General features: G+C 64.3%; 12 protein-coding genes. 6 read left to right on the forward strand and 6 right to left on the reverse strand.

Going from position 1 to position 8,094, the window contains the following annotated elements; genetic code table 11:
* Positions 1-68 precede the first annotated feature (68 nt).
* Positions 69-533 (forward strand): MarR family winged helix-turn-helix transcriptional regulator, encoded by a 465-nt coding sequence (locus tag AC0L23_RS01955; protein ID WP_085353562.1) that lies wholly within the window; start codon positions 69-71, stop codon positions 531-533.
* A 179-nt stretch (positions 534-712) separates the two neighbouring features.
* Complete coding sequence (locus AC0L23_RS01960) at positions 713-1,141, forward strand: COG4315 family predicted lipoprotein (protein WP_018454539.1); 429 nt, start codon at positions 713-715, stop codon at positions 1,139-1,141.
* A gap of 7 nt (positions 1,142-1,148) precedes the next feature.
* Here AC0L23_RS01960 and AC0L23_RS01965 read toward each other — a convergent pair whose 3' ends face one another.
* On the reverse strand, positions 1,149-1,766 hold the full coding sequence (locus AC0L23_RS01965) for a L,D-transpeptidase (protein WP_018454540.1): 618 nt from the start codon (positions 1,764-1,766) through the stop codon (positions 1,149-1,151).
* 366 nt (positions 1,767-2,132) lie between these two features.
* Between AC0L23_RS01965 and AC0L23_RS01970 the strand changes: the two genes are divergently transcribed.
* From AC0L23_RS01970 to AC0L23_RS01985, 4 genes are all read left to right on the forward strand, one after another.
* Positions 2,133-3,155, forward strand: a complete 1,023-nt coding sequence (locus AC0L23_RS01970) for a hypothetical protein (protein WP_085353563.1) — start codon at positions 2,133-2,135, stop codon at positions 3,153-3,155.
* Between the two features lie 377 nt (positions 3,156-3,532).
* Complete coding sequence (locus AC0L23_RS01975; protein WP_007591727.1) at positions 3,533-3,763, forward strand: DUF6894 family protein; 231 nt, start codon at positions 3,533-3,535, stop codon at positions 3,761-3,763.
* A gap of 92 nt (positions 3,764-3,855) precedes the next feature.
* A complete protein-coding gene (locus AC0L23_RS01980) occupies positions 3,856-4,245 on the forward strand; it encodes a hypothetical protein (RefSeq protein ID WP_085353564.1) in 390 nt (129 codons plus the stop codon).
* A 108-nt stretch (positions 4,246-4,353) separates the two neighbouring features.
* Positions 4,354-4,605 (forward strand): hypothetical protein, encoded by a 252-nt coding sequence (locus AC0L23_RS01985; RefSeq protein WP_018454543.1) that lies wholly within the window; start codon positions 4,354-4,356, stop codon positions 4,603-4,605.
* A gap of 13 nt (positions 4,606-4,618) precedes the next feature.
* Here the strand turns inward: AC0L23_RS01985 and AC0L23_RS01990 are convergent, their stop codons facing one another.
* From AC0L23_RS01990 to AC0L23_RS02010, 5 genes are all read right to left on the reverse strand, one after another.
* The gene (locus AC0L23_RS01990; protein WP_018454544.1) at positions 4,619-4,804 is read right to left on the reverse strand and encodes a hypothetical protein; all 186 of its coding nucleotides are present in this window, start codon (positions 4,802-4,804) and stop codon (positions 4,619-4,621) included.
* Positions 4,805-4,978: 174 nt separating this feature from the next.
* On the reverse strand, positions 4,979-5,260 hold the full coding sequence (minE, locus tag AC0L23_RS01995; protein WP_007591739.1) for a cell division topological specificity factor MinE: 282 nt from the start codon (positions 5,258-5,260) through the stop codon (positions 4,979-4,981).
* A complete protein-coding gene (minD, locus tag AC0L23_RS02000; protein ID WP_007591740.1) occupies positions 5,257-6,072 on the reverse strand; it encodes a septum site-determining protein MinD in 816 nt (271 codons plus the stop codon). Before minD ends, minE begins: the two co-directional genes overlap by 4 nt.
* Positions 6,073-6,091: 19 nt before the next feature.
* Entirely contained in the window at positions 6,092-6,790 is a 699-nt protein-coding gene (gene minC / locus AC0L23_RS02005) for a septum site-determining protein MinC (RefSeq protein ID WP_026232759.1), read from the reverse strand.
* A 273-nt stretch (positions 6,791-7,063) separates the two neighbouring features.
* On the reverse strand, positions 7,064-8,080 hold the full coding sequence (locus tag AC0L23_RS02010; RefSeq protein ID WP_473356765.1) for an ABC transporter substrate-binding protein: 1,017 nt from the start codon (positions 8,078-8,080) through the stop codon (positions 7,064-7,066).
* Between the last annotated feature and the right edge of the window lie 14 nt (positions 8,081-8,094).

Here is an 8,094-nt window from a genome sequence, read left to right on the forward strand (position 1 = left end):
GCTCAGTATGCTGACTATCAGTATACTTGTCAACGACCCCGGCCGTTCTGCCCCAACGGAGAAATTCGGTGAAAGACAACAACGACATGCCCGGACATCTGGCGCGCCGGTTCCAGCAAATCGCGGTCGCGGTGTTTCTGGCCGAGGTCGGGGATGCCGGCTTCGACCTCACGCCGGTGCAATACGCCGCGCTCGCGACCATCAAGGCCAATCCGGGGCTCGACCAGGTGACGCTCGCAGGATTGATCGCCTACGACCGCACCACCATCACCGGCGTGGTCGACCGGCTCGTGCAGAAGGGGCTCGCGGAGCGCCGCGCCTCGCGCCGCGACCGCCGTGCCCGCGAGCTCGAGATCACCGACGAAGGCCGCCGCACGCTGCGCAAGATCACGCCGGCCGTGGAATCCGCGCAACGCATCATGCTGCGCGGCCTCAGCGCGAAAGAAAGTGAGGATCTGATGCGCCTTCTGCACAAGGCCATCGCCGCCGGCAACGAGCTCAGCCGCGCCCCGCTGCGCGGAGTGCAGGCATAGAGCGTTTTCGAGCGAGGTGGATACCGCTTCGCGTCAAGAAAACGTGCCAAGACAGAAAGCCCCGTAATTCTACCCCTCATTGTCGCAGTATCGCGAAACCAGGAACTAACCTTCGGCTGTTACGGTCGACGGCATTCGGCGTTTAACGCGCGATTAACTTTGCCGGTCTGGAGTTTCGGATGTTCAGGTTCCTCATTGCGGCGGCGGCGATCGCGCTCTCGACCGCTCCGGCGCTCGCGAATGGCCATGGCGGCGGCGATGCCCCTCCGCCGCCGAAGCCCGCGACGTCACCGGCGAAAGTCATCCTGACCAAGCAGGGCCCCACGCTCGTGGACCTCAACGGCATGACGCTCTACTATTACGAGCGCGATACCACCGGCAAGACGTCGAACTGCAACGGCAAATGCGTCGAGAGCTGGGTGCCGCTGCCCGCAACGGCCGATGCCAAAGCGGTCGGCGACTTCACCGTGATCAACCGTAACGACGGCAGCAAGATGTGGGCCTATCGCTATCGTCCGCTCTACACCTCGCCGGCCGACAAGGCGCCGGGCGAGGCCAATGGCAATGCCACGACGCTGCAATGGCGCGTCGCCCGTCCCGAGAACTAGGGCGACCTCACCCGCGCCAGCTGGGCCGCGCCTCGACTTGCGCGTTCTGTCCGGGCGGCAGCACCACGACCATTGAGTTGAGCTTCACCCGGTCATAGAGATCGATCACGTCCTCGTTGCGCATCCGGATGCATCCGGACGAGATCGCCTGCCCGATATATTCCGGCTGGTTGGTGCCGTGGATGCGGTAGAGCGTGTCCTTGTTGCCGGCATAGAGATAGATGCCCCGCGCGCCCAGCGGATTGGCGGGGCCTCCGGGCACCCGCGCCGGATAGGGCCCGAGCCGCGCCTGGATGTCCGCCGTCGGAACCCAATCCGGCCATTCCGCTAGACGACCGACCCGCGCGACTCCGGAGAACGCCATGGCCTCCTCGCCGACCGCGACGCCGTAGCGGATCGCCTTGCCTTCGGGCAGCACGAAATAGAGATAGCGCGCATCGGTATCGACCAGGATCGTGCCCGGCTGCTCCTTGCGCGGATAATCGACGATATGACGGAGATATTGCTCGGGCACGTTTGCTTGCGCGTAAGGCGTATGCGCCAGCAACTGCCGGTCGCGGGTCGTCATGCTCGCGTCCGTCGATGGCGAAAGCGTCGTCTGCATGCAGCCGCCCAACGGAAGCATGGCAAGGACGAGTAGAACGAATAAGGATCTTGGCACCGCCGGCCCCAATAGCGATAGCAGCGCCCCCAGCAACACCAGATGCTGCCAAAATCGTGCTGAAAACAAGGCATTGTGGAACAATTACGCGTGTTGTCTGAGGCGGGTTCCATCACCACAAACGGCGCAAGAGCGTCGCACAGTCTCCATCCCCTCGCCTTGCTTTGGTCAAACCCGGCTGGACTCGTGGGTCATGGTGCTTGGGCCTCATCGGATTTGGGGATTTGGATGGGCCCACCTCAACGGATCTGCTCGCGCCAATGCGAACGACCGATACCTCAATACTCAACACCTGGGGCTTCAAAACACCCAGGCTTCAAAGGAGCTGCGATGCTCGCGACGCTGAACTCTCGGCAAATCGTCGATGAGATCGTGAAGGACACGGTCACGAACAACGACCCGCACGACGCGGTGCAGATTTCGCCTGACATTTTGCTGGCCTCGCGCCCTCTCAGCGTTGCGCCCGCGCTCGCGCCTGAGATCACGGCCCGTCCCGAACCCAAAATAGATCCGGCGTTCACGCTGAAGTCCAGAATGAATCCGGAGCCGAAGTTCAGTCCCGTCGCGGAGCCGCAGACGGCAGCGCCCTCGGTCGACACCGCCGTGCGCGTTGCGGCCGGTGATGGTCTCAGCCGGCAGAAGCGCTCCTCCGCTGGCAAATGGCTGCGCGGCGCGTTCGTCACGATGCTGTTTGCGGGCGGAAGCGCGGCCGCTACTGTCGCCTGGGAGAAACATGGCGACACCGCAAGACAGATGCTCGCCGAATGGACCCCGGCATTGGCGTCGCTGCTGCCTTCGACCTCGCAGACCGCACCGCTCGCCGCCGCACAGGCTGCGCCGCCTGCGGACCAGGCCGCAACGGATCAAGCCACAACGGATCAAGCGGCCGATCAATCTGCGGCTCCGCCTGCAACCCAGCTTGCAGCAGCAGTGCCCCCGGCAACACAACCCGATCCTGTACAATCGGTGCAGTCGATGACGCGCGATCTCACCGCGATGGCGCAACAGATCGAGCAGCTCAAGACCAACATCGCCGAGTTGAAGGCCGGGCAGGAGCAGATGGCACGCGAGATGGCGAAGCCGCCCGCGCCGAAGCCGGTGGCCGATGCGAAGCCGCGCGTCGATCCGCGCGCGCAAATGTCCGCGCTACCGCCGCGGCCCGCGGCGCCGCCGGTTCGCAAACCGAAGCCGGTCGTGTCGCACACCTACATGCCGGCTTATTCGCCGGCGCCGCTCGCTCCGCCGCCGCCGGCCTCGCAGGCTGCCGCAGCCCCACCGCCCGCTGCCATGACGACGCAAGCCGTTGCCGACGACGATGGACCTGTCGTGCGCCCGCCTATGCCGCTGCGCTGAACGATCGTCACGCGACGACACGAAGCGTCGCGCCAGCGATGCTGCCCGAGTCAATGTGATGCGTTGAATCCGGATGACTACGGGAAGCGAGCTTCGATCGTTTTCCATCAAGAGAAAAGGCCGTCGGGATCTATGCCGGCGGCCTTCTCTTGCAGCTGCCGGTTCCCGGAGCCCGGTTCTGCTGCAATTCCATGCCTCATGATCACGCCGACATATTTAATAAAATCTTAACACGCTTGAATGCTGCACATCATTTCTGCGCCATAAGCATAGAGATTGCGCGCGCCGTTCATTCGATAAACATCGACTCAGTGGTACCATCGGTCATGTGTTGAAACGTCCACCCGAAGCTCAATTCGTCACACCGGGGAATTCGGATGCCCTACTATTCCTTCGATCTCGTGGTTGGTGAAGAGTTCAAGAACCAGGGCGGTATCATCCTCGAAGACATCGAGGTCGCCTCCGATCGCGCCGTTCAACTGGCTACCGAGCTGTCGCAGGTGAAGCCCGAGCTGCAAAGCAAGGGTTGCGCTGTGCGCGTCACCGACCGCGATCACAAAGAGGTCTATCGCACGCCGCTGGATCCGGTGCCGGCCTGGCGGCGCTAGCTCGCCGGCCGGCTTCGCGGGCGCACGCCATCCCCATTGCGGAGCGGCGCGGCAGCCGCTAGCCTTCCCGAAAATTCGGGGAGGTACCAAGGATGCGCGCTGGTTTTCTGATGACGGCCCTGTTGCTGCTGGCCGCGCCGGCCCAAGCGGCCGACCATCCACGTTCGACCTATGTCACGTTGGTCTTGCAGGCCTTCGCCGCCAAGGTCGAATGTCCGGGCACCGATATCGTCTACCAGGATCTGGTGCAGAAGGCGGAGCAGATGCAGCTGCCCGAAGGCACCACCGAGAAGGTCCGCAAGGCGATCGCCTGGATGCACACGGGTGGCAAGATGGGCGAGAAGCAGGACGACGATCTGATGGCCGAGGTCGCGGTGGCCACCCAGGCGACCGACCTCAACCAACGCCGCCTCGGCATGCCCAACTGGTGCGAGGCCCAGAAGACCAACCTCGCCGGCCTGATCCGCAGCAAGGGCGGCTAGCGTGATCGTGCGGCGTTAAGCACGCCGCGCCGGAATTTTTGCTTCGGCCAATAATCGTCACATTTCTCGCCAGCATGCGGCTCTTTCGAACTCGAACAGGGGAGCTCCATGCGGATCAACCATGTCCTTCTCGCGGTCGCGTTTGCCGTCGCACCGATGCTGACTGCGCCCGTGCTGGCGAAGAATTCCAATGCCCAGAAGGGCGAGGACAAATCGACCTCGTCTTCGTCGTGTAGCGCTTATCAGCAGGCGCCGGATGGCTCGTGGGAGCCGCTCCCCTGCAAGGAGACGGGCGAGCGCTCCCAGCCGCAGACACAGAATCGCACTTCGCCGCAGGGCGCTGACCGCGGGGAGCGTTGAACGCGGGGGAGTGTCAGCTCTGGTGCGGACCGCGGATGATCTTCATCGCGTCCGCGATGTGACGCCACTCTTTGGCCTCGTCGGCCTCGCCGCGGCCCTCACAAGCCCTGGCCTGTTCGGCGGCCTTCGCGATCGCAGCAAAACCATGCTGTTCCAGCATCTGGCGCGCGACGGTGTGGACCTGGACCTCGGTCATCATGGGCGTTCTCCCGTTTGACGAAACCGCGGTGCATCGCGCCGCCGCGGGTTTTTCACAACGATTGAGCCCCGGACCTCGTTCCGTAGCGTTCATGTCGGCGCGCAAAGGCGGCCCGCTATGCCCAGCGGACCGCCTTTTCACCCACCCCAATTTGAAGCGTCGCGGCTGAGGTCCCTAGCCGGCCGCCGCGCGCTTGCGCTCGAAATCGTTGGGCACCTCGATATCGACCTCGAGGGTCGAGACCTCGTCGCCGCGATCGAGCCGGACAATGACCTTGGTCGGGTCTAGCGTGACGTGCCTGGAGACGACCGCGAGAATTTCCTCACGCAGCACACCGAGCAGATCGGGCTGGCCGCGCAGTCCGCGTTCATGGGCAAGCAGGATCTGCAACCGTTCGCGCGCGACGGGTGCAGAGGCCTTGTTGCCGCGGAGAAGCCGAAGCAGACCCATGCTCATGCGGCCCTCCGTCGCAGCAGGCGGTCCATGAAGCCTTTGCGCTCGGTCGGCACCTGCATCGGCACGGTGTCGCCGCAGAGCCGCCGCGCCGCATCGATATAGGCCCGCGCCGGGGCGCCTTCCGCGTTCGACAGCGTCACGGGCGTGCCGACGTTGGAGGCGCGCAGCACGTCCTGGCTCTCGGGGATGATGCCGAGCAAAGGTGTTGCAAGAATTTCGAGGATGTCCTCGATGGTCAGCATCTCGCCGCGCGCGGCGCGCGAGGGATCATAGCGGGTGATGAGAATGTGCTTCTCGACCCGCTCGCCCTTCTCGGCCCGCACCGTCTTGGAATCGAGCATGCCGATGATGCGATCGGAATCGCGCACCGAGGAGACTTCGGGATTGGTGACGATCACGGCTTCGTCGGCAAAGCGCATCGCCATGGAGGCGCCGCGCTCGATGCCGGCCGGACTGTCGCAGATCACCCAGTCGAAACGGCTGCGCAGATCGTCGATGACCTTGCCCACGCCCTCTTCGGTCAGCGCGTCCTTGTCGCGGGTTTGCGAGGCCGGCAGCAGCCAGAGGTTCTCCAGCCGCTTGTCCTTGATCAGGGCCTGCGGCAGCTTTGCGACGCCCTGCACCACGTTGATGAGGTCGAACACGACGCGGCGTTCGGCGCCCATCACGAGGTCGAGGTTGCGCAAGCCGACGTCGAAATCGACGACGACGACTTTTTCGCCGCGCTGCGCGAGCGCAGCGCCCAGTGCGGCGGTCGTCGTGGTCTTGCCGACGCCCCCCTTGCCTGACGTCACGACCAGTACCTTGGCCATCTCTCAAATCTCCTTCTGGTCAGTTCAGCGCAGTAATTCGCATGGTGTTGCCCTGCAGCCAGGCCTGAGCCGGCTTGCCGCGCAGGGCAGCGTCGATATCGTCGGCGGTCTGGTAAAAGCCATCGATTGCAAGCAGTTCGGCCTCGATCTTCTGACAATAGATGCGTGCGCTCGTGTGACCGTTCACGCCCGCCATGGCGCGACCGCGTAGCGCGCCGTAAATGTGAATGGAGCCGCCGGCAACGACCTCGGCGCCGGAGCCGACAGAGCCCAAAATGGTGACGTCACCCTCGGGGAAGATCACGGTCTGGCCCGACCGCACGGGGCTTTCGAGCAGCAGCGAGGTCGGCTTGGTCTCGACCTTTGCCTCGACCTTCTTGGGCGCACTCGGCTCGACCACGCAGCTGCGCCCGCCCGAAAGCAGCGGCGGCATCATGGGGTTCAACCGGCCCTCCTCCACGCCCTCGATCCCGAGCACGCGGATGTTGCGGTCCTGAAGGCTGGTGAGCAGATGGCCGATGCCGGACTGGCTGAGATCGACCGAGGACAGGTCGATCACCACGGGGCGGCCGGCGAAGAAGCCCGGCGAGCGCGCGATGGTGGTGTCGATCTCCTGCAGCCAGTCCTGGATGGGAACCGTCGGCACGAAGACGAAGGCCACATAGGAGCGCCCGCGCAGGCGAACCATTTGGCGTTGAGGTTTTACTGCAGCCTCCATAGCGGCCGACTCGTCCCCTGTTATTGAATGGTTAACGATGCCGCCGATATGGTTAATGGCCGGTTAATTTCTCCGTGGGGTTACGTGGCATGGAAGCGCACCAAGGGCGTTGAGCAGGCGCTCTCGCCCCGCACAACGGTCATCGCCCGCGAAGGCGGGCGATCCAGTACTCCGAGACGGTTGCGGGTCAGCCGAAAGGCTGCGGCGTACTGGATGCCCCGGTCAAGCCGGGGCATGACAGCGGAATGTGGGGCCGGCGCGGCGACCAGCCCCCTACTTCTTCACCTTGCTCGCATCCATCTTGATGGCGGGGTCCAGCATCTTGGTCGTGAACGCCGTCGTGACGTCGAACGGCTTCTCCATGCCGAGATAGGTCTGGACCAGATCGTAGTCCTTCTTCATCCGCTCGCCGTCGATCCAGCCGAGTGCCTTCGTCGTCGTGAATTCGTCCGTCATCAGGGACTTGATGCGCTCCCACTGGCGCTCCTGGTTCTCCTTGTCGAGACCGGAGACCTGATCGAGCAGCGCCTTCAGGCAGGGCGCGGCGTCGGCGACGCAGGTCGCGAAGGCCTTTTGCGTGACCCGCACGAACGCCTCGACCAGCTTCGGGTTCTTCTGCAGATAGCCGCCGTTGACGATCAGCGAATTGCCGTAAGGGTTGAGCCCGATGTCCTTCCAATTGACGTAGCCGAGATCGCTTCCGAACTCGATCACCTTCAAATCGTGCTCGTTGTAGAAGTCGCTGATGATGTCGACCGTATGGCTCTTGAGCGCGGCGATCTTCGCCGTCGGCCCGACATTGACGAAGCCGACGGAGTCGGGCGCAAGCCCTGCAGCCTTGGCGAAGGCCGGCCACATCACACGCGAGGCGTCCCCGGGCGGATTGCCGATCTTGTGGCCGGCAAAATCCTTCACCCCGTTCACGCCGTAGCTCTTCAACCAGTAGAAGGTCTGGCCGGTGTTGGCGTAGACGCTCATCACGGCAACAGCGTCAGCCCCCTTGCTCTTCGCCACCAGCATGGTGGCGAGATCGGCGACGCCGAAGGGCGAGCCGCCGGAGCCGACCTTGGCGGCGGAGACGCCGGAGCCCTTGCCGACCTCGATGGTCAGATCGATGCCCGCTTTCTCGTACCAGCCTTGCGCCTTGGCGTAATAATAGGGCGAGTGATCGGCCGTCGGCGCCCAGTTCAGAATCAGATTGACCGCCTCGGCCCCCGGGGCCGGGGCGGCAGGGGGTGCCGGGCTCCGGGGCCCCCCCCCGGGCCCGCCCCCCCCCCGGCAACCCGGAATAGCCAATCAACCCG

The organism is Bradyrhizobium sp. MI1.4 (assembly GCF_055811315.1).